Here is a 20,493-nt window from a genome sequence, read left to right as displayed (position 1 = left end):
TCCTATCTAGCTAGCATTACTATGCTTTGCCAACTTCAAGTACTTCAGCAAGTTTCACTGGTGATGTGAAACCAGCTAGATTGAGTAGTACGTTACCATCACCTTTACCAAGCAGAACACTATTGACGTTAGCGTAAGTTGATACGCCAAATTCAGTACTTGTTCCATCTAGTAAACCAGCCGCTTTCACTTTGTATTTGCCGGCCGGCAATGGATTACCGTTTTGATCTTTTCCATCCCATTCGACACGGTTGTCACCGGCCGGTTTAGCTCCTACGTCCATAGTACGAACTAGCTGTCCCATTTCGTCTTCGATACGAACAAACAAGTTGTCTACCGAACTTGGAAGCTTAACCATTGCCGCCATGCCTGCATCATCTTTCTTAACACCTGCAGCACCTGGTACCAATACATCACGACCTACCAGTGACGATGCCTGCAAGGCTTGGTTTGATGTCATTGCCGAGTTTAAACTCTCAAACTGAGTGTTCATCTTGCCAATACCATCAACCGTCGCAAATGATGCCATTTGCGCAATCATCTGGTCATTGCTAACCGGCTTAAAAGGATCTTGCTGAGAAAGTTGCTTCGTGAGCAGGGAAAGAAAATCTTCTTGTTTAAGATCTTGTTTACCTGTGCTCTCAGTCGTCTTCTTCTGCTCTTGAAGAGCCTTCAGCTGGTCAACATAGGACAAGCCGCTTTGACCAACGTTATCTATTCCGGCCATACGCTAACTCCTTATCCTTATTGACCCATCTGCAGCGTACGCAGCAGCATTTGTTTACTTGCGTCTGCAACTTGTACGTTCGTTTGATATGAACGTGATGCAGAAATCATATTCGCCATTTCTTCCATTACATTGACGTTCGGCTTGTAGATATAGCCTTCGTCATTTGCAAGTGGGTGATCAGGGTTAAACTCCGCCGTTAGTGGTTTATCACTTTCAACAATACCTAACACTTTCACTGGCACGTTTGGGTCGCGGTTATAACGTGCTTTACTTAACTCAGCACCGAACACTGCATGGCGCGCTTTATAAGTATCTTTAGCAGAGCTACTGATACTGTCCGCGTTAGCAAGGTTACTTGAGGTAGTATTTAGACGTACAGATTCAGCACTCATCGCAGAACCTGTTACATTGAACACATTAAATAAGCTCATCTAAATTACTCCCCTTTAATTGCTTTCGTTAAGTTCTTGAATTTACTTCCTAAGAAGTCGAGTGATGCTTGGTGACGAATCTGGTTTTGCATAAACAAGTTACGCTCTAAATCCACATCCACCGTGTTACCATCACCGGTGTCAGGTTGAGTTGGAACGCGGTAAAGCGTTTCCCCTGTCACAGTCGTAGAGGCAGGAATGTGCCGACCGTCCGTACGGCTAAGACCAATGCTTGCCCCCGAACTTGCCGCCTGCAAAGCCTTCTTGAAGTCCATTCCTTTCGCTTTGTACCCAGGCGTATTCGCTTGCGCAATGTTCGTAGAGATAACCTCTGCATTGCGTTCACGAACACCCACCGTGTGCTGGTGTATGCCGAGTGCGTTGTCAAAAGAAATAGCCATACTTTGCCTCTTAGATAAGAACTGACCGTTAGTAATAGATTAATAGCAATTAGCGTACCAACTTTAAAAAACACTGAATCACTAAGAATCTTTTCTGGTGTTGCATTATCGAGTTTGCAAAAAGCACGCCGTTTTCGACGATTACAAACATAAACGTTTGGAGATTTGGAATGTCTCTCTTTAGGTATAGATCAGAGAACAAGAAAGGAAAGAAAAAGCCCAGCAAATAGCTGGGCTTTAAAAACACCGAATATGAGTTTGGGTCTATTTCAGTTTGTAGATAATGCCGGGGTTACAACGCACCATCTCAAATTTATCCGTCAGCCCAGTGAGAGATTCAGATGCACCTAACAGCAAATAGCCACCCGGATTTAAGTTGCTTGCCATCTGGTTCAACACTTTTGCTTTCATCTCTGGAGAAAAGTAAATCAATACATTTCGACAAAAAATGATGTCGAATTTACCAAGTAAAGCGTAGCTTTCCATCAAGTTCTGCGGACGGAAATTCACAAGACGCTTCAGGCTGTCTTTTACTTTCATGCGTCCATCACCCGCATCTTCAAAAAATGCACGGCGACGTTCAAGAGACAAACCACGACCTAACGCCAGATTGTCATATACACCAGCACGACACATATCCAACATGCTTGCAGAAATGTCCGTAGCCGTAATTGAGACGCTTGGAAGCAAACCCGGACGACGCTGCTGAGTTTCCAGAATAGTCATTGCCATTGAATAAGGCTCTTGACCAGATGAACTCGCCGCCGACCAGATTTTTATAGGGCGTTTTTTTGCCGCCATTTCTGGCAACAAACGATCCGCAAGTACAGTAAACGGATAAGTATCACGAAACCATAAGGTTTCGTTTGTTGTCATCGCATCAACCGCTGCCACACGCAAATCACGATTTCTGCCTGTTACGACATCGCGTAACAGGTCAGATAGACTAGCCAACTTATATTTAGTCACAAGTGGACTGAGACGACTTCTCACCAAGTATTGCTTGCTGTCACCCAATACGATTCCGCATTGAGATTCCAGAAACCGGCAAAAGTCGCGATATTCTTGATCGCTTATAGTAATAGCAGTCATTAATTTCTCTTTATTTTACTAGCGCAGACTTAACCGCATTACCAAGCTCGTCAGGGTTAAACTTAGCAATAAACGAATTCGCGCCGACTCGTTCAACCATAGCTTGGTTAAATACCCCACTCAATGATGAGTGCAATATAACGTAGAGATCTTTTAATTCATTATTACGACGAATTTCCGCCGTTAAGGTATATCCATCCATCTCTGGCATTTCAATATCCGAAATCACCAAAGAGATTTGTTCGTAAATACTACCTTCTTTTGCCATTTCTAGCAGCTTTTGATACGCATCTTTGCCGTCTTTGGTAAGAATACACTCAAAACCAATCGACTCAATCGCTCGTTGAACCTGTTTGCGCGCTACCGTTGAGTCGTCAGCAATCAGGATACGGCGAACAATCGGCTTAACTTGTTCAGCTTCAGCAATGTCCTGGCCAATACTAGCATCCATTGATTCATCAACTGGTGCGATTTCTGCAAGGATCTTTTCAACATCGAGAATTTCAACCAGCTCATTGTCAATATTAGTAACCGCTGTAAGGTAGTTCGCTTTACCAGCACCTTCCGGCGGTGGAAGTATCGCTTCCCAACGCATATTAACGATGCGCTCCACAGAGCTCACTAAAAAGGCTTGTGTGGTACGGTTAAATTCCGCAATGACAACAAAACTTTTTTGAACATCTTGAGTAGGACGGCCACCAATAGCCAAGCTTAGGTCAATAACCGAGAGAGTCTGACCTCGAATATGTGCTACACCCTTGACCAAGTAATGCAAATTCGGCATTGCAGTCAATTTAGGACATTGTAGAACTTCTTTGACTTTAAAAACGTTAATGCCATAACGTTGGCGTCCGTTAAGACGGAAAGTTAGTATTTCTAGTCGGTTTTGGCCGACAAGTTGCGTACGCTGATTCACAGAATCAAGAATACCCGTCATAAGCACATCTCCATCTCAAACTTATGTTCTTGAAAAATGATAGTCTACTACAAGCTATGAAGAAACGAGAGACACGAACAATGCATCCGAAGATCTGTTTACATCTACATTCCATATCTAAGTGTAGAGCTTTCTATAATATTTTTTTTAACTCTATCGGTTTTTTGTTAGCTTTCTTTAGTCTTTCTTTGTTTGCAGCTACGCCAGAACAAGTAAAAATGATTCAAAACGCAGCTGAAAATCATGTTTTAAGCAGCGTCGACGTGGCTGAAGGTGGCGAACTTGCAGTAAATGCAGCCAATATAGATGAGCGTATATTTGCCACCGATTGCCCAAATACTCTTTCTACTTCATCTTCCTCGAGTAACGCCTCGGCCAGCAACATTACAGTGCTTGTCGAATGCGAAGCAGACAACTGGAAAATCTATGTTCCCGTTCGCTTAACCATGCGAGTTCCTATGGTTATCGCTGCTAATCATATTAGCAGAGGCCAAGTTTTAACAGAAAACGATATAACTATCAGTATGGTAGATCTGCTGCGCTTTAAACGGCAAGGTTTTTCCTCGCTAGATCGTGTGGTCGGAGCAAAAACCAAGAAAAACGTGAAGTTAGGTGATGTTATAGAACAAAATGATATCTGCGTCGTGTGCCGGAATGACAGCGTACTTATCCAAGCAAACGCCAGTGGTATGAACATTACTACTAAAGGAACAGCATTATCTGACGGAAGCTTCGGTGATCAGATAAAAGTGAAAAATGATAAATCTAACCGTATAATAGATGCGCAAGTCAGTGGTATTGGCGAAGTAACCGTTCAATTTTAATCAGTTAGAACAAAAAGCGTTAATTTCGTCACGAAGCCATAAAATTGCTAAAGTTATTGTTCTACATGTCGATATTGACAGTACAGATTCATATTTTAAAAAAGGCTCATTTATGGCAGGCATTGATAACATACGCTCAGGGCATTCGTTGAACACGACGAATAGAACCCCTGCTCGTTCTAATTCAGATGCATCTTCTTCAACTTCAAGTGCTACAACCCGTGCTGCTAAGCAAGATTCCGTTTCTCTTAGCCACCAAGGTAAAGCCATTGGCGAACTGCATAACGATATGACTACGACTCCAAGCTTCGACAGCGCGAAAGTTGCGGCGATCAAAGAAGCGATCGCAAACGGATCTTATGTTGTCGATTCAGAAAAACTGGCCGACAATATGATTAGATTTGAAAAAGAACTGGGTGGTTTTAGCTAATCCAGTCGGGTTTGAAGGCAAAGTAAGTTATGGCGGCACTAAAAGACCTCATCGAGTTCCAACTTAAAAACGCACAAGAGCTATCTGTGTTGTTGGAGAAAGAAAAAATCGCGATTACTTCACGAGTTTCCGCGGATATTGAAGCGCTCGCCAAACAAAAAACGACTTTGGTCACTCAGCTACAATCCACTGACAAAAGAATTTCTGCTCATCCTCATGTCTCGAGCCTGACTGAGGATGGCTATCTCAATGATTTAACCAACCAAATCCGTTCTATTATTCACGATTGCCAACAAGCAAACCTCATTAATGGTGAAGCACTGAATCGTGCTCAGCTTAGCTTTAACAAGCTCAATAATATGATGCAACAGAGTCTAGGCAAAGTCGGAATGACATACAGTGCAACGGGTAGAACTCAGTCTGTCTCCACATTAGGAACAAACTTGAAAGCCTAAATAGATTGAAACTATCTCAGAGAGAAAACAGAAAAGCGGCAATAATTGCCGCTTTTTTACATGCTGAATTTAATTATCTGGAGAGTGATAGTTAAACCAAATACTGTTAAAACAGAGTTTGCTGACGCTTTTCAGGAACCTGTTGAACTTCACCATAGTCACGGAGCATGTTCATCTTATTGATGTCTAGACGCAATTCCGTTACATAGCTGTCACCCACTTTATAGCTGCGAACGACTTCTGCACCACGGATAACACCATCAACTTCGCCACTTGTACGCTCAGTACCAAGACGCTGATCGCTCAACTCAGCACGTCCGCTGACACGCATACCATACACTTGCTCTGCTAACTCGCGATAAGCATCAATCTTAGAAGCTCGCATTGCGCGCACACGCTTCTCTTCATCATCTCTGCCTTTTTGTTCGCTGATACTGGCATAACCAACTGCTGTTAACCAATCATTCGCTCGAATCGTTTGAAGAGGTTGACACCCCATCATCACAAACGCTGTCACTAGGACTAATAACCATTGTTTCATCATCAACTCCTATGGACGCAGAATAACTGTATACGGCTGTTTCATCGTTGGATCTGAACGAATGAGAACACCATCTTGAGTTCGCATACTATTCAAGGTATCTAAATCTCTACCGATTCGATCAGCTGGTAAGAAACCTTGGGCTGTGGCAACAACAATGCGTGACTGCAAACCAACTACACGAGCGTTAACAAGTACACCACCGTCTTGGCGAAGCATAGTTCCGGTAAGCACGTATTGAATTTCTTGCTCTTGAGCTAAATCTTTCCAATCGCGACTAAAAGCGAAATCACCTTCTTGAGTAACTTGAATAGTCCCCGTCGTTTTGTAGTCTACGACTTTAAAACCACGGCGTTGGAATTGATAAATAAAACCTTCAGATACCGAATTACCTAACCAGTTTGTAGTGTCCATATTTTGTAGGTCAACAAACGAAGTAACAGCAATAGAATTACGAGAAGTAATACTGGTGTTCGATACCATTAAATCTTCAGTCATACTCTCTACGAAGAAATCCAATGTGTGTCTTGGACTCTCCATCAACATAAATTGTGAACCAGAGTACGGCTCTTTTCCGTTATAAATCGGGGCATAAGCACAAGCAGTTAAAAAAACTGCTGGTACTAAAGGAAGCCATTTTTTCATTCTCTTCATCTCCAGATATACTAAGGCATCGGTTCCATTTTCACTCTCACTGATGAAACTGGAACACTCTTTGCTTTTCTAAATTCGTCTACTATTCAGAAACGCGATACCTACATCAGCTACGAATTACAAAGCAAAATTTATACCTGACTGGTAATTTATAATGAAAAAAATTATTTATCCTTTAATTTCAATGCTTTTAACAACAATGACCATACCTAAAGCTTATGCTGAATGGTATGAAGTGACAGGTACTGCCGCTATTGTTTCGACAGAAAGTGCCGCCCGACTACACGCATTGGAAAACGCCATTTATAAGGCGGTAAAATTTGCCGGGGCAGATATTGGTAGTATCAGCAATCTAATGCCTCTACTAGAATCTGAACGTACTGAATACCAGTTTTCAAACCACGAGGTACGTTACGTCCTAGTGGAAGAAACCGTTTCTAGAAATGACGCCATTAGCATAAGAGCGAGAATTGACATCTATCCATCGGCAACAGGTTGCCAGCAACACCAGTATAAGAAGACCTTCTTGGTCGGCAATATCGATTTGGCATCTCCACAGCAAGCCGTTATGGGTCAAATTTACAGCTTAGGAGATGATTTTGCCGAAGTGGTAAACCGTCAAATTGGTCAAGAGTCCGGAAGCTTTGTGTCTGTTGGTACCACTAACTATGACATTAACGCTCGTAATCCGGAACGCATTAAAATGATCGCTCAAGATACAGGAGCACAATACATCATAGGTGGTGTGATTACAGACTTGACAGCAACCATCGACCAAAAGCTTCTACAAGACGATGTAATCAACCGTCAATTCGCTCTGGAAATGAAAGTGTTTGATGGCAAAACTGGCATTGAAATATTCAAACACAACTATCGTGAAGTCGCTCGCTGGCCTTTTGCAAAAACTAGCCAAATAGATACTCGCAGCGCGCGTTTTTGGGCTTCAACATATGGCGATATGTTACTAAGAGTCAGCCGCAATATTATGTTGGATCTGGAATCAGAGATTTCCTGCAAAATTACGCTTCCAGAAGTAGTCGCAAAATTTGGCAACACCATAACCATGGATCTAGGCCGTATTCATGGAGTTCAAGAAGGCGACAAACTTCAGCTTTGGCATACAGGGGCATTCATTGACCAGAAAGGTTTGCCACGTAACAAAGTTACACAGAGCGACATCACTCTAACTGTGTCTCGTGTTTACGAGAACGATGCAGAACTTGTAATTGACCAACCAGAACTGCTTTCAAGTGTGCAAATTGGCGACGTTATGCACAAACAGTATTAAAAGTATTTTTCAGATGTTAACTTATTCAAATAATTGAGTAATATAAGAGCCCTGCTCCCGTGGCACAGCTGGATAGCGCGGCCCCCTCCTAAGGGGCAGGTCTCAGGTTCGAATCCTGTCGGGAGCGCCAAATAAAACAACGCCTTAGCTAAAATTCAAGCTAAGGCGTTTTTGTTTATGTCCACATATTAACCACACCTACGAACTGACCACACCCTCTAATCCTGTATGCGGTTTCAGCTTAATTACTTCACTGCACACAAACTAGTTCAGCTCCATGAATAAATGCGCAAGTGTCAGTAAATTCACTCTACTGACATCTTAAGGTAATTATTCGTCAAACGATAGAATACGCTCACTTGGCACTTGATTGACGTCAAGATGCCGTTAAGCTAAATCAGTTCGCGATGTTTAGGAAGATTGGTAAGGTTTGTTTATAAGAAGTACTTTTCTATAAATTCATTTATTGGCATAGGCTTATCAAAGTAAAAACCCTGATACCGACCTATTTCGCGCTCATGTAAGTAATTGAACTGCTCTTGGTTTTCAACACCTTCAGCTAGTAATTCTGTATCTGTTGTCCGTGCCAAATTGATAATCGCATCAAGCACTTGGGTATTGTCTCCATTCGATATTGTATTGATGAAGGTACGATCGATTTTGATGATATCTATTCTGGTATTTATCAAATACTTCATCGAGCAATGACCGATACCAAAATCATCAAGTGCAATTACAACGTTTCTGTCTTTTAGCCTCTTGATGTACGAGGTAAATACTTCATTTTCAAACTCATGACGTTCAGTAATTTCTAAAGCTATTTTAACCGGATTTGGAAACAACTCGTTCTGGAGTTTTACTACATCCTCATACAAACAATTTGAATCAAACTGGATTGCGCAGACATTGAACCCAAGATGAAAGTCATTGTGTCTTAGGTATTCGATATTACGTAAATGCTGTGAACACTTGTTCATTAGGATTCTAGTAATGTCTTTAATCTTTCCATTGGCTTCAACTTCATCGATGAATTCAATTGGTGGAATTACTCCCTTGCTCGGATGAATCCAACGAACGAGCACCTCTGCCCCAGTCAATGTGCCGTTTATGTCAAACACGGGTTGGAGAAATGGATGAAACTGAGATCGCTTGATGGCTTTTTCAATATCCCAGTAGCTTGACTTAAACCTATCGAAAACTGGTGAACTTCTATTAACTACAACCAAATAAGCTACAGTCCAAAATACGATGATGAAGCCATGGTTCATGAAGAAGTAAGCCAAGAATGAGTATAACTTCAGATTAAAATCGACTGAGTATAAATCACCTGTTGGCAAAAGATTGCTTCGACCAACTGCTCCTCCTTTGTATAACGATGCATTTTCAAGTTTGATAAACACATCGTACTCAGAGTAATCATCCATCAACTCAGTTAATGCCTCTGGATAAAAAGCAAAATAAGTAGCGTAGGTTGGTGTATAAGAAATCTTGAGTAAGATAGCTCCGGCATCTTTTGGCACCAGATAACCAGTATAGGGAGCTCTCGGAAGGTAAAATAATCTGATTCTACCGGATACTTCTGTTTGAGTGGGGACCTCTATTCCGTTTAGGGATACTACGGAAGAACAGCTAATTGCATTCTTATCAGTAACACCGATACTTCTAATATCCCTATTGAATAGCAACAGCTCTGTATTCTTCTGCAAAAAAGCAGCGCAGTCTTGCAATGGGATGTCTTGACTGATTTTTTCTTGATAGTACTTAATATTTTCGTCGACGATACTTCGTAGCTCAGTAGACACTTTTCCAGCGACTTCTTGAGAATCGAGGTAGTACTTTGCAAATGACAAGAGCGTTATTAAAGACAAGCCTGCAATGTAAATGTAGTTCTTTGTTGATCTCTTAAGCTTCATCTTAACTCTCAATCTGCCTTCAAATTACTAAAAGCAATTAACTCAAAAAAGGCAGGCTCATCCATAAGTACAATCCTACTTCCTTAATTAGAATCCCGTAATGTATTTGGAAACAAGTCACACTTTTCCTGTGCAACAAAAGTACGGAACACAAAATTCGCGTGATTTTTAATCAACGCACCAATGTAATGCAAGCAATAATTCTCATTTTTGATAAAAACATGAACTAAGTATAATTATGCTAAGAATACTACTGACAATTGGATCAATAACACATTAATCAGCATCGTTTGTTAACAGATTGGAAAAAGATTTAGTTAAATGTGATTGAACACATTTGCTAAGCCTTTCTTTTACATCCGGCTTTGGGTGTGTTTCTGGTTGTATTTAAAATATGATGAGTTAGTAAAAAGCGAACAAGCCAACCAAAGGAAATAAGAGAATGAAAACGGATGAGCAAGAACAGCTCCAAGTGGTACTCAGTGGTTTAAGTATCTCTATCAGACCTATCTCACCCGAAGACAATCATCAAATAGCAGAAGTGATACGCAATAGTTTTATCGATAATAAAATCGATCACCTAGAAGGCGTAAGCTTACACGATCCTACGTTGTCGAATCTCAGCAGTGCATATACCGCTGAAAAATCGGGTTATTGGGTTGCAACTCTAAATGGAAAAGTTGTTGGTGGCGTGGGCATCGCTCAATTACTAGGTGCTGATGAAGAATACAGTGAAATGCAGAAACTGTATTTGGACAAATCCGTACTTGGTATAGGACTAGGCAGATATCTCATCGATTTATCTATTCAAAAAGCAAGGGCATTTGGATACAAATACTGCTATTTGGAAACCCTTGAAGAATTAAGCTCAGCGGTATCTCTGTACGAACAATTTGGGTTCGAACATATTGAGGGAAGCATTGGCAATACTGGTCACGGCAGCTGTGAAATTTGTATGCTTAAAACATTATGATTCCGATAAACAAAGACTCGCACTTTATAGCGAGTCTTTGTTATTTCTATCTTCAAACAGTTTATCAACCTACCTGAAGTTGCAGCTTAATGCGTTGATATTATTGGCGCTCAAATGTGCCTCACAAGCATTTTCACTCGCCTGCCCAACCAAAGAGACATTCTGGTTGGAAACTGTTTGGATATGGTGAACGTTTTGGCTTATTTCTGAAGTGACCGCACTTTGTTCTTCCATTGCTGTCGCAATCTGAATCGATTTGTCTTCAAGCAACGACATCATTTCAATCACGCTGGACATAATGTCCTGAACACTATGAGCCTCGCTGTTACAGCTTTGCGATTTATCCTGATTCGTCATCATCGATTTCTGCCAAGCTTGCATGGAATTTTGAAGATTGGTGACAGAGCTTTGAATATTCTGGGTAGCAAGTTGCGTCCTGCCTGCTAAGGTTCGAACTTCATCGGCTACGACGGCAAAGCCTCGACCTTGTTCACCAGCCCTTGCAGCTTCAATGGCAGCATTCAAAGCCAGCAAGTTAGTCTGGTCTGCAATTCCCTGAATTTCTGCCATAACTCCGGAGATCTTATTGGTATCCTCCACCAGTTGAAGCAAACTCTGAGCCGCTGCACCAATATCATCGGACAATTCATTTAAGTTTTTGCCATTGCGAGAAAGCGTTTCAGCAGCATTGCTGCACTTAGTTTTAACTTCTCTGACGAATTCACGTGTATCTAAAGTGGCATTATTTACTTCTTGGATTGACGCGTTCATTTGCGTTGCCGCAGTTGAAAGCTGCTCCAATAACTCGCTCTCGGCTTGTAAACTTTTAAGAGAAGACTCACTGCTAGATTTGAGCTGTTGAGAAATACAAACTAATGCTCTTCCTGAGTCTGAGCTTCTGCCCAGTATGGTTCTGATTTTTGCCAACTGGATATCCACGTTGTAGGCAACTTTACCACTCAGCCCTGTTCCACAAAAAACGACACGAGAAGGACTGTTTGCCGTATCCGACTGCTTTTGAATCAAAGCGGGCAATTTGAATATCTCATCAAAAAACAAACCGCTAAAAATGGCTAGGGAAATAAGAACTAAAGCAAACATGGTCATTCCAGCTAGCCAGTAAGCTGAGCCCAGTAAAGCGAAAGAGACTAATCCAGCAACCATTCTCTGAAATTGGACATGTTCGGTTAGTGGGAAAGGCTTCTTCCCTTGATTTATTCGTTGATACAGCCTTTCTGCGGAAGCGATATCTTTTCGAGAGGGACAATGACGTACTGATTGATAACCAATAATTTTGTCTTTGTCATAGATAGGTGTAACGAAGGCATCTACCCAATAATAATCACCATTCTTACAGCGATTTTTTACCATCCCTCGCCAGCTATTACCTTTCTTAAGTTGTCCCCACATATCTGCGAAAGCCGCTTTAGGCATATCTGGATGACGAACAATGTTATGAGGTTTACCAATCAGTTCCTGTGCGGTAAAGCCTGCCACTCGGCAAAACTCGTCGTTTGCATAGGTGATAATACTGTTGGTATCTGTTGTCGAGACCAAGAACTCCGATTGGGAGAAGGTCACTTCCTTTCCGTTGTGAGTAGACATAGCCAAATAGCGTCCTTAAAAACTCATTATTATTATTAATTTAGACATCTCAAATTATGCTTATCTTGCGCTAGAGCTCATTAAATAAGGGCTCATGACAAGACACACAATATTAACAATATAGTTACAAGGAGGCATTCAGTATGGGAGATATAGAAAAATGTGACATATGTTAACCTTGATGAATGCCTGTTACATTACCTACATTTATAAAGATCAAACATTGTTCAGTTTGTTCATTTTTACTTCTATGCAAACTCATCCTAGATAAACGTAAAAAGTTTATCTCGCAAAATCCTGACTCAATTTTGATATAAAAAATTAACATTCAACTAGACTGTTTATTCTCGTTATTCGGGATTTCATCTAAAATTATTACTAACAAAAATATTGATAAACCCAAACTTCTTGACGCGATTCAGTACGAAGTAAAGTGATGTTTAAAAAGTGCTCTGTACTGCTGATAAACAAAGAACCAGATTCACTTAACGCGAATCAAGTTGTACGGGAAGTAGCTTGCCTATGAACAAAAGTAACCTTGAAACCAATACTGGTCATCGATTTATCTCCAAAGCTAAAACAGCTTATAAGATTCATATTCATACTCCCGATGACAGCGTGCTGCATAGATCGGTTGGTTACATACGTCTAGGTGAAACAAAAGGTCTGAAAAAAGCAATCAAGCTAAGAAATGAGCTTGGAAGAGAGATGTGGGGCAAGCATTGGCGACGTATTTTAAAAGACCCGTTCTTGATGACACGCCTACCTCACAGCCTAGAACCGAAGATCATCTATAAGCCTCGCCCAACGAGTGATAATCCAGAAAGCCGCGACGCATGCTATATAGCAGCTTGGCGAAACTACGATACCAAAGGTAAATGCACATTTAAGAGTGTGGTTTGCTCGATCAACAAACACGGAAAACTTGCAGCCTATACGAAAACAAAGAAAGCGCTGTTAGAAGCACATAAAGACTGTTTAGACATTCTTATCTATATGGGACGTCTAAGCAGTATTGACTTGAAATAGCTTCATTTCCTAGCCCATTTACTCTGTTGTTTCAGAAAACAAAAAAGCTGTGGTTGTTACACCACAGCTTTTTTCATTCTTGCCTAAACAACAATGATTTCTTATTGCGCGTTTGCTTCGCGCTCTTCGATAAATGCTAGTGCCATCTTGATACGTGCAACTACACGCTCTTGACCAATGAGTTGCATTACTGCGTCAACTGAAGGAGATTGACCGCCACCAGTTACAGCTACACGTAGCGGCATACCGATTTTGCCCATACCGATTTCAAGTTCTGTACAAACTTGTTCGATTACTTGGTGCAGAGATTCAGTCGTCCACTCAGTTAGAGCTTCAAGTTTGCTTAACGCAAGAGCTAGAGGCTCTTTTGCTACGCCACGTAGGTGCTTCTTAGCTGCGCCTTCTTCAAACTCAGAGAAATCCTCGTAGAAGTAACGAGATTGCTGTGCAAGCTCAACAAGAGTGTTGCAACGTTCGCCAACAAGAGAAACGATTTGTGCTAGTGCAGGACCGTTGTCTTTGTTGATACCTTGGTTATCAAAGTGCCACTCTAGGTGCTTCGCTACATATTCTGGCTCAGAAGATTTGATGTAGTGGTTGTTCAACCAAAGCAGTTTATCAGTATTAAATGCTGATGCTGATTTTGAAATCGCATTCAGGCTGAACAGATTGATCATCTCTTCTTGCGTGAAGATCTCTTGGTCACCATGACCCCAACCTAGACGCACAAGGTAGTTGATCAGAGCTTCAGGTAGGTAACCCTCATCGCGGTATTGCATTACAGAAACAGCACCGTGACGTTTAGACAACTTAGCACCGTCGTCACCTAAGATCATTGCACAGTGTGCAAAGGTAGGAACTTTCGCGCCAATTGCTTCGTAAATGTTAATTTGACGAGGCGTGTTGTTGATGTGGTCTTCGCCACGAATAACATGCGTAATACCCATGTCGATATCATCAACCACAACACAGAAGTTGTAAGTTGGAGAACCGTCTGTACGGCGGATGATTAAATCGTCCAGTTGGTCATTGCGAATTTCAATGCGACCACGAATTTGGTCATCAAATACTACGCTACCGCCTTTAGGGTTACGGAAACGAATAACGCAAGGGTCGCCCTTTTTTGCAGCGTCATTCACCGCTTTAATTTTTGGATGGTTAGCGTCGTAACGTGCCATCTCTTTGTTTGCTTCTTGCTCAGCACGAACTTCATCTAAAAGCTCTTTAGATGCATAACATTTGTATGCTTTGTCTTGTGCTAGAAGCTGATCAACAACTTCGTTGTAACGATCAAAACGTTTAGTTTGGTAGTAAGGACCTTCATCCCACGCCAAACCTAGCCAAGTCATACCTTCAAGAATCGCATCTACTGCAGCTTGAGTAGAACGTTCAAGGTCAGTGTCTTCAATACGTAGAACAAATTCACCGCCTTGGCTTTTTGCATATAACCAAGAGTAAAGTGCTGTACGTGCACCACCAACGTGAAGATAGCCCGTAGGACTTGGGGCAAAACGAGTTTTAACCGTCATTTGACTTCCTTAGATATAAAAACAACAGCGGCACATGAAGCCACTGCGACTGAAAGGATAAAATTTGGCGCCATTTTACCATTGATGACTAATTCCACAATGGAAGATTAAATCATATTCCATCACACCACTTGACCTTACCTTTAGGTCAAGGTTTATGCTTTCATTATTGTCAAATGGAGGAATTTGAAATGGGTCATTACGCACTGCCTTTATCGGGTTTGAATTGCATGGGCTGCGCACGCAAAGTTGAGCGCCAGCTCAATTCGGATTTCACGGTTGAAATTCAGTCCCTTTCTCCGACTTTTATCGAATTAGAGGTCAACTCACCGCTCGAACAAGTCATCGACAGCATTGAATCATTAGGCTATCACGCGGGCAACTCTCTGCAATTTAGTCTGCAAGGATTAAACTGCGGCAATTGCATCAACAAGCTTACCAAGCATTTGCAAAGCTTTGACGACATAGCGCGCTTGGAGATTTCCAAACAATCACTGTCACTGATTACTGCAAGTTCTGACACTGACATTATCGATCGCGTATCTCAGGTTGGGTTTAAAGCAACCCTTATCACCCCTTCCATTGAAGTAGAAGAAAAGAGTGAAGTGATTACTTCAAATACGACTGATAAAGAGCAAATAACAGAATCAAAATCCGCACCCATTGAACCAATTTCCGTGGAGACATCGCCTTTAGAGACACCTCGTATAGATATAGCGCAAAGCAAAGCCGACGATTTAGTGAATACTCACTTACTGATCAAAGGGATGACTTGTGCCAGTTGTGTTTCCTCTGTAGAAAAATCACTACTCTCGGTATCTGGCGTAGAGAAAGCGCAAGTTAATCTGGCAGAACAAACCGCCTTAGTGATTTCCAATCAAGATGTCACTTCCGCATTAGTCGCCGCAGTTAAACAAGCGGGTTATCAGGCTGAGTGGGTAGATGATCCAGCGGAGCAACAGAAGAAACAACAACAGCATTTAGAGCTTATTCAGAACGAACATAAGCGAAATTCCACTCTGGGTTTAGTCTTAGGTATACCTTTGATGGCTTGGGGTGTATTCGGTGGCAACATGATGATCCAAACTACTAGCGACCAAATGGCTTGGGGCGTCGTTGGATTATTGTGTTTCCTACTCTTAGCAACCGCTGGCAAAGGCTTTTTTACCACCGCATGGCAAGCACTGACACACCGCAGAGCAACGATGGATACCTTAGTTGCACTTGGCACAGGGGCAGCGTGGTTCTACTCGATGTTGGTTGTAATTGCGCCAAACTGGTTCCCTGATAGCGCGCGCCATGTCTACTTTGAAGCCACAGCGATGATCATTGGCTTAATCTCTTTGGGTCATTACATAGAAGCCAAAGCCAAAGCGAGAACAACTCAATCTCTTCAATCTTTGATCAATTTGCAGCCACAACAAGCAACCTTAGTCATAACCAGTAATGGTGAAACAACAGAGCAAACCATCGCTATCGCTGACATCAAACAAGGTATGACGTTACGAGTAAAACCCGGCGAGCAGTCTCCGGTAGATGGTATCGTCATTGAAGGCAGCTCGTACGTTGATGAGTCAATGCTTACTGGTGAACCGATCCCGGTTTACAAATCAGTTTCAAGCCAAGTGTCTGCGGGGACAATTAATCAGGATGGTAGCTTATTGATACAAGCAACCGGCATCGGCTCGCAAACTATGCTCTCTCGCATAATCAAAATGGTGCGTCAGGCGCAAAGCAGTAAACCAGCTATAGCCAAAATGGCAGACCAAATATCAGCTGTTTTTGTACCTACTGTTGTATTGATAGCTATTTTTTCAGCGTTAATCTGGTACTGGTTTGGTCCTGAACCAAAAGCCAGTTATATGCTGGTGATTGCCACCACAGTACTCATCATTGCCTGTCCTTGCGCACTTGGTTTAGCAACGCCATTATCAGTCACTGTTGGTGTGGGTAAAGCTGCAGAAATGGGGATATTAATTCGAGATGCCAATGTTCTTCAGTCTGCGAGTAAAATCGATACAGTGGTGTTTGATAAAACAGGTACGCTCACACAAGGTAAGCCCAGTGTTCAACAACTCATCACTTTTAATTCAGAGCCACAAAAAGTATTAGCTTTGGCGTATGCGTTGGAATTGCACTCCGAGCACCCACTAGCCAAAGCGGTTTGCCTCTATGCCAAAGAGAAGCAAATTGCTCCGGCAACCATCACCGACTTTGTTAATTTGCGCGGGCAAGGCATTCAAGCAGAACATCAGGGGCAAACGGTACAAATTGGCTCCATCGGTTATTTCCAATCTTTAGCTATCGATTTAAACGAAGCAGAGCCGACTCTAGAGGACTTTTCAACCAACGCTTGGACACCGGTCGCTATTGCCCTCGACAAACAGCTTATCGGTCTGATTGCGATTGCCGACCCAGTAAAAGAAAGTGCTACGCAAGCTATCCAAGCGCTTAATGAAATGGGGATTCATACTGTTATGCTCACGGGCGATAACCAAAGTGTTGCCAACTCAATTGCAAGCAAGCTCGGTATAAGTCAAGTCATCGCACAGGTACTTCCAGATCAGAAAGCGCAACATATTGAAGAGTTACAGCAACAAAACAGAGTTGTAGCCATGGTCGGTGATGGTATTAACGACGCACCAGCGCTTGCTCAAGCAGATATTGGTATTGCAATGGGAAGCGGCAGTGATGTTGCCATTGAGAGTGCGCAAATGACACTGCTCAACTCGTCACCACTATCGGTTGTCAGTGCTATCGAATTGTCACAAGCGACAATTAAGAACATGAAGCAAAACCTGTTTGGTGCGTTCATTTACAACACCTTTGGTATACCAATCGCCGCAGGTGTGCTCTATCCGGCATTCGGATTCTTGCTTAGCCCAGTAGTAGCCGGGGCAGCAATGGCATTGTCATCCATTACCGTTGTGAGTAATGCGAACAGATTAAGACTGGTAAAAACACGCTTTCACCAATCAAAATAGGGCAATGTAACGAAAGGCAACCAGCGATAGTCTTGAGTATTAATTGAAGCGTAACCATAGCAATTGAGCTAATCTGTTCTAAAGTAAGGTTTTTGTCCTTTAGAACAGATTTAGAATTAGAAAAGGATTACAGCATGTCTGTTATTACTCGTGCTCTCCGCTGGCTGCTGCCTTTTGTGATCTTCTCTGCTCATGCAGAGCCTCTATATTGGGATGCAACAAACGGCAAAATCAACCTAACGATTATTGGCTCAGTCCACGTTGGCGAGCCTTCCATGTTTCCCTTACCGGATGACATCTATAAAGCACTAAGTAAAAGTGATGGACTTATCGTCGAGTCTGATACCACTAATCAACAGAACATTGTCTATCCGCCATCATCTAAGCAAGCCGCTCAAGTACTGGATCAGGAACAACTGTTCAATCTTGACAAAATCGTCAATGAGTTCGGGCTTAATACTCAGCAAATTCATCAGCTTCCTCCTTGGAGTGCTGCGTTATCACTCCAGTTCTTACAATTACAAAAGCTCGGCTATGAAACAAAAGATGGCGTTGATCTCCATCTAATGCAAAAAGCGGCAGAAACCAAAGTTCCATTAGTGCCTTTAGAAACCATGCAGTTTCAAATTGATCTACTCACCCACCAACCAGAAGACGGCAAAGAACTCTTAGTGAGTATCATTGACGAATGGGAAAGTAACGAAGCGATGACGCACTGCATGATCGAGAGTTGGAAAGCAGGAGATAAACAAAACCTCGAAAAAATGATGCACCTTACCGAGATGTCGCCAGAAATGGAGCAAGCATTTGTCATAAAGCGCAATCAGGATTGGGCGAACAAGCTAAGTTCTGGGAAATTCTTACCGACACAACAAGGTCAGTACGTCATGATCGTCGGTGCTTTACATCTAATCGGTGAACATAACTTTATTGAAATGCTTGAGAAGAAAGGCTTCAAAGTTTCACAACAAAACCGAAGTAAAAAAGCAAACTGCGAGTTTTTTTAAGCTCGCTCTGTTCGAGTACATAAACCACTTGAACCGAAAAGGCTTTAGTCTTTTGACTAGAGCCTTTTCTAAATATGACCGGTGAAGAGTCAGATACTGAACGTCAGGCGAACCCCGCTCCTTTCGAATCCTTAAAATAAGCCGAAACGAAAAAGGCTCCAGTCTTTCGACTAGAGCCTTTTCTAAATATGACCGGTGAAGAGCCAGATCCTGAAAGTCAGGCGAACCCCACTCCGTTCGAATCCTTAAAATAAGCTGAAACGAAAAAGGCTCTAGTCTTTTGACTAGAGCCTTTTTCTAAATATGGTCGGTGAAGAGGGATTCGAACCCCCGACCCTCTGGTCCCAAACCAGATGCGCTACCAAGCTGCGCTATTCACCGAGAACGCTGCGTATATTACGGATTATGAATAGTTACGCAAGTCATTTAGTTAAGTTTTTCGCAAAATCAGTTCGTTCGATTAAAAACCCACCAACCAGCAATAAAATGTGACCAAATACACACACAAAGAAACATTCATACAACCTATCAATCACAATTGATCCAGATCAGTGTCGGTTTTGTATCCAGAATTTAACTTAAGAATCGTCTTCAAGCACTTTGAGAGGAAATACTATGGACTTATGGCTAGATCTCCTTTTCGGTAATGCAGTTGGGTTATCTTCAATGCTGGTAATTTTCGGCGCTATAGGACTGATGCTGTTTTATGGCAGCTATTTCGTCTACAAAGTATTGAACGACAAATCTCCTCACTAGATCGCTTAGCATCTATTTTTAAATAGAATCACGCTTTGCACCGGAGTTGATAGCTTGTCAGCTCCGGTTTTTTATTTCGTTTATCTCAATTTCATTCTTCATACTGAACAGGTTGCTTGAGCAGTCTCGATTGTTATACTTCTGACATTCCATGATTAATTCGAGATAGCACTATGTCTAACGATGACTTTGAGTCTCAAGATGATTTCGAACTATTTCATCAAATGATGGGCGACGTAAAACCCATCAAGCAAGATACAGCCGAGCTCAATAAATCTCATCAGGTAACTGATGCACAATTGGCTAAGCGCGAAGCGGCAATTAGCCATTCAGATAATGATCCTGACTACCTTTCAATAGATCATGCACCAATGCTTAAACCTGACGACCACGTTGAATTTAAGCGCGATGGCGTTCAGGACGGGGTATACAAAAAGATGCGCTTGGGTAAGTACCCTATTCAGGCTCGCCTTGATTTGCACAGAAAAACCCTCAAACAAGCGCGAGATGAAGTGGTCGCATTCGTCAATCAATGTATGCGAATGGATATTCGCACTGTAATCATTGTTCACGGTAAGGGAGAGCGATCTAATCCACCAGCACTGATGAAGAGCTTTGTCGCTCACTGGTTGACTCAGATGAAAGAAGTGCAGTGTATTCACAGCGCACAACGATTTCACGGTGGTACTGGCGCTTTGTATGTTCTATTTAAGAAAAGTGTTGAGAAGAAAAACGAAAACAGAGAGCGCCATCAGAAACGTCTTGGCTAACAAAAGATACCTGCTAGAATGCGCCCTCGCGAAATTTTGAACACTTTATTTATTTTGAAAGCACTCTCGATTTCGAAAACACTATTTATTTTGAAAACATTATTTATTTTGAAAAGATGGCTATCGTCGTTTTCAAAACAAAAG

Annotated in this window: 20 protein-coding genes and 2 tRNA genes; 11 read left to right on the top strand and 11 right to left on the bottom strand. The window is 42.0% G+C overall.

Going from position 1 to position 20,493, the window contains the following annotated elements; genetic code table 11:
• Window positions 1-19: 19 nt before the first annotated feature.
• From flgD to ACOSVQ_RS14630, 5 genes are all read right to left on the bottom strand, one after another.
• Window positions 20-727 (bottom strand): flagellar hook assembly protein FlgD, encoded by a 708-nt coding sequence (flgD, locus tag ACOSVQ_RS14650; RefSeq protein WP_491983253.1) that lies wholly within the window; start codon window positions 725-727, stop codon window positions 20-22.
• Window positions 728-744: 17 nt separating this feature from the next.
• Complete coding sequence (flgC, locus tag ACOSVQ_RS14645) at window positions 745-1,161, bottom strand: flagellar basal body rod protein FlgC (RefSeq protein WP_165312044.1); 417 nt, start codon at window positions 1,159-1,161, stop codon at window positions 745-747.
• Window positions 1,162-1,166: 5 nt separating this feature from the next.
• Window positions 1,167-1,562, bottom strand: a complete 396-nt coding sequence (gene flgB, locus ACOSVQ_RS14640) for a flagellar basal body rod protein FlgB (protein WP_491983252.1) — start codon at window positions 1,560-1,562, stop codon at window positions 1,167-1,169.
• Window positions 1,563-1,826: 264 nt separating this feature from the next.
• Entirely contained in the window at window positions 1,827-2,654 is an 828-nt protein-coding gene (locus tag ACOSVQ_RS14635; protein WP_491983251.1) for a protein-glutamate O-methyltransferase, read from the bottom strand.
• A gap of 10 nt (window positions 2,655-2,664) precedes the next feature.
• The gene (locus ACOSVQ_RS14630) at window positions 2,665-3,591 is read right to left on the bottom strand and encodes a chemotaxis protein CheV (RefSeq protein WP_491983250.1); all 927 of its coding nucleotides are present in this window, start codon (window positions 3,589-3,591) and stop codon (window positions 2,665-2,667) included.
• Between the two features lie 56 nt (window positions 3,592-3,647).
• Between ACOSVQ_RS14630 and flgA the strand changes: the two genes are divergently transcribed.
• The 3 genes from flgA to ACOSVQ_RS14615 all read left to right on the top strand — a co-directional run bounded on the left by flgA (window position 3,648) and on the right by ACOSVQ_RS14615 (window position 5,300).
• Window positions 3,648-4,415 carry a flagellar basal body P-ring formation chaperone FlgA gene (flgA, locus tag ACOSVQ_RS14625; protein WP_491983249.1) on the top strand — a complete coding sequence of 256 codons (768 nt, stop codon included), beginning with the start codon at window positions 3,648-3,650 and terminating at the stop codon, window positions 4,413-4,415.
• A 112-nt stretch (window positions 4,416-4,527) separates the two neighbouring features.
• The gene (gene flgM, locus ACOSVQ_RS14620) at window positions 4,528-4,845 is read left to right on the top strand and encodes a flagellar biosynthesis anti-sigma factor FlgM (RefSeq protein ID WP_491983248.1); all 318 of its coding nucleotides are present in this window, start codon (window positions 4,528-4,530) and stop codon (window positions 4,843-4,845) included.
• Window positions 4,846-4,874: 29 nt separating this feature from the next.
• The gene (locus tag ACOSVQ_RS14615) at window positions 4,875-5,300 is read left to right on the top strand and encodes a flagella synthesis protein FlgN (RefSeq protein ID WP_491983247.1); all 426 of its coding nucleotides are present in this window, start codon (window positions 4,875-4,877) and stop codon (window positions 5,298-5,300) included.
• A 106-nt stretch (window positions 5,301-5,406) separates the two neighbouring features.
• On the opposite strand, the gene flgP is transcribed toward ACOSVQ_RS14615, so the two are convergent.
• Window positions 5,407-5,841, bottom strand: a complete 435-nt coding sequence (gene flgP / locus ACOSVQ_RS14610; protein WP_491983246.1) for a flagellar assembly lipoprotein FlgP — start codon at window positions 5,839-5,841, stop codon at window positions 5,407-5,409.
• Between the two features lie 9 nt (window positions 5,842-5,850).
• Window positions 5,851-6,486, bottom strand: a complete 636-nt coding sequence (locus ACOSVQ_RS14605) for a FlgO family outer membrane protein (RefSeq protein ID WP_491983245.1) — start codon at window positions 6,484-6,486, stop codon at window positions 5,851-5,853.
• Between the two features lie 163 nt (window positions 6,487-6,649).
• On the opposite strand from ACOSVQ_RS14605, the gene ACOSVQ_RS14600 reads away from it, so the two are divergent.
• Entirely contained in the window at window positions 6,650-7,783 is a 1,134-nt protein-coding gene (locus ACOSVQ_RS14600) for a flagellar assembly protein FlgT (protein WP_491983244.1), read from the top strand.
• Between the two features lie 53 nt (window positions 7,784-7,836).
• Window positions 7,837-7,913 (top strand) — tRNA-Arg (locus ACOSVQ_RS14595).
• A gap of 304 nt (window positions 7,914-8,217) precedes the next feature.
• Here ACOSVQ_RS14595 and ACOSVQ_RS14590 read toward each other — a convergent pair.
• A complete protein-coding gene (locus ACOSVQ_RS14590) occupies window positions 8,218-9,696 on the bottom strand; it encodes an EAL domain-containing protein (protein ID WP_491983243.1) in 1,479 nt (492 codons plus the stop codon).
• Between the two features lie 442 nt (window positions 9,697-10,138).
• Here ACOSVQ_RS14590 and ACOSVQ_RS14585 point away from each other — a divergent pair, with 442 nt between their 5' ends.
• On the top strand, window positions 10,139-10,669 hold the full coding sequence (locus ACOSVQ_RS14585) for a GNAT family N-acetyltransferase (protein WP_491983242.1): 531 nt from the start codon (window positions 10,139-10,141) through the stop codon (window positions 10,667-10,669).
• Between the two features lie 69 nt (window positions 10,670-10,738).
• On the opposite strand, the gene ACOSVQ_RS14580 is transcribed toward ACOSVQ_RS14585, so the two are convergent.
• The gene (locus tag ACOSVQ_RS14580; RefSeq protein WP_491983241.1) at window positions 10,739-12,274 is read right to left on the bottom strand and encodes a methyl-accepting chemotaxis protein; all 1,536 of its coding nucleotides are present in this window, start codon (window positions 12,272-12,274) and stop codon (window positions 10,739-10,741) included.
• A 522-nt stretch (window positions 12,275-12,796) separates the two neighbouring features.
• On the opposite strand from ACOSVQ_RS14580, the gene ACOSVQ_RS14575 reads away from it, so the two are divergent.
• The gene (locus tag ACOSVQ_RS14575; protein WP_491983240.1) at window positions 12,797-13,303 is read left to right on the top strand and encodes a Fe3+-citrate ABC transporter substrate-binding protein; all 507 of its coding nucleotides are present in this window, start codon (window positions 12,797-12,799) and stop codon (window positions 13,301-13,303) included.
• A 101-nt stretch (window positions 13,304-13,404) separates the two neighbouring features.
• Here the strand turns inward: ACOSVQ_RS14575 and gltX are convergent, their stop codons facing one another.
• Window positions 13,405-14,832, bottom strand: coding sequence for a glutamate--tRNA ligase (gene gltX, locus ACOSVQ_RS14570; RefSeq protein WP_491983239.1), 1,428 nt, complete (start codon window positions 14,830-14,832; stop codon window positions 13,405-13,407).
• A gap of 191 nt (window positions 14,833-15,023) precedes the next feature.
• Here gltX and ACOSVQ_RS14565 point away from each other — a divergent pair, with 191 nt between their 5' ends.
• Window positions 15,024-17,816, top strand: coding sequence for a copper-translocating P-type ATPase (locus ACOSVQ_RS14565; RefSeq protein ID WP_491983238.1), 2,793 nt, complete (start codon window positions 15,024-15,026; stop codon window positions 17,814-17,816).
• Between the two features lie 134 nt (window positions 17,817-17,950).
• Window positions 17,951-18,823, top strand: a complete 873-nt coding sequence (locus ACOSVQ_RS14560) for a TraB/GumN family protein (RefSeq protein ID WP_491983237.1) — start codon at window positions 17,951-17,953, stop codon at window positions 18,821-18,823.
• A gap of 304 nt (window positions 18,824-19,127) precedes the next feature.
• Here ACOSVQ_RS14560 and ACOSVQ_RS14555 read toward each other — a convergent pair.
• Window positions 19,128-19,204 (bottom strand) — tRNA-Pro (locus ACOSVQ_RS14555).
• Window positions 19,205-19,438: 234 nt separating this feature from the next.
• Between ACOSVQ_RS14555 and ACOSVQ_RS14550 the strand changes: the two genes are divergently transcribed.
• Both ACOSVQ_RS14550 and smrA read left to right on the top strand, forming a co-directional pair.
• A complete protein-coding gene (locus tag ACOSVQ_RS14550) occupies window positions 19,439-19,579 on the top strand; it encodes a DUF3149 domain-containing protein (protein WP_165312060.1) in 141 nt (46 codons plus the stop codon).
• A 173-nt stretch (window positions 19,580-19,752) separates the two neighbouring features.
• Entirely contained in the window at window positions 19,753-20,349 is a 597-nt protein-coding gene (gene smrA, locus ACOSVQ_RS14545; RefSeq protein WP_491983236.1) for a DNA endonuclease SmrA, read from the top strand.
• Window positions 20,350-20,493: the final 144 nt, after the last annotated feature.

Source organism: Vibrio sp. HM8-C, from assembly GCF_058630515.1.
Note: the sequence above shows the minus strand (reverse complement) of the source record. Positions and strands in the feature narration are given on the sequence as shown.